The organism is Thioalkalivibrio sp. ALE19, assembly GCF_000428605.1.
Taxonomy (GTDB): Bacteria; Pseudomonadota; Gammaproteobacteria; order Ectothiorhodospirales; family Ectothiorhodospiraceae; genus Thioalkalivibrio.
Window position 1 is genome coordinate 1 of the sequence record NZ_AUAG01000067.1, and the last position, 1,100, is coordinate 1,100.

The 1,100-nt window shown below is 71.4% G+C and carries 1 protein-coding gene; it reads left to right on the plus strand.

Annotation, left to right across the window (positions count from 1 at the left end; all coding sequences use genetic code 11):
• Positions 1-346: 346 nt before the first annotated feature.
• Positions 347-1,003, plus strand: coding sequence for a TIGR02281 family clan AA aspartic protease (locus F787_RS0114025; RefSeq protein ID WP_028492590.1), 657 nt, complete (start codon positions 347-349; stop codon positions 1,001-1,003).
• Positions 1,004-1,100 lie beyond the last annotated feature (97 nt).

A 1,100-nucleotide genomic window follows, 5' to 3' on the forward strand; every position in this document is an offset into this window, starting at 1 on the left:
CTCGATATTGGCTCTGTGTTGAAGGTGGTTGTCCCAACCCCGAGAACATAACCCACGCTCTCGAGGTCGGGCAGGTCAATCCATCATGTCTACGGGCCCGGCACCCTGTGGGAGGCCAGCCCTCTGGCCGATCGGGGTCTGGATGCGCCCCATCGCGCAGGGGGCCTGCTTGCAGGCGAACAGCCGGAGCCCGGGGCGCACGCACGTCCGGTTCGCGGCCGAGGCCGCTCCAACGCGGCCCCCGCCACACCGGTCTGTGGGAGCCTGCTCGCAGGCGAAACGCCAAGGTGGTATACAAAGAACAATGATTAAATTCCGGAAAATACGCTACGCCGCCCGCTTCGCCATGCTCGCCGCCGCCCTCGTGCTCCCCGGCGCTGCCGCCGCCGACGTCACCGTCCACGCCGTGTTCGACGGCCGGGCGGTGCTGTCGGTGGACGGCGAGCGGGCCGTGGTGGCCGAGGGCGAGAGCGGTCCCGGCGGGGTTCGGGTGCTGCAGGCGGGCGGCGGACGCGTACAGGTGGAGTTCGCGGGGGAGACCCGCTGGCTGGAGCGCGGGGCGGGGGAACCCGCTTCCACAGGGGCTGGCGATGCGGATTCGGCCGATGGTGAAGCCGCGGGCCGTGAGAGAGAGGCCGCCGGCCCCGGGATCACCGTGTACCCCGATTCTCGCGGGGTGCACAGCCTGACCGTGGGCGTGAACGGCCGGGCCATCACCATGGAGGTGGACCGCGAGGCCGAATCGATGATGCTGCGCGAGCGCGACGCCGAACGCGCCGGGGTGGACGCCGACGCCGGCAATACCGTGCACCTGCGTACCGAGCGCGGCCGCGTGAACGCCCGCCGCGTCACGCTGGATGAAGTGCGGGTGGGCGGCATCCGCCGCAGTGGCGTGAGCGCGGTGATCGTGCCGGACGATCACATCCACCGGGCGCGCCTGGGGCGGACCTTCCTCGATCGGGTGGAGGTGGAGCCCAGCGGTGACGCGCTGATTCTGCGGTAGGGGGTGCCCCGGTTCGCCTGCAAGCAGGCTCCCACAGGCGGGTGGCGGGTGCGTAGGAGCGGCCTCGGCCGCGAACGGACGGGCGTTTGCCTCGGGC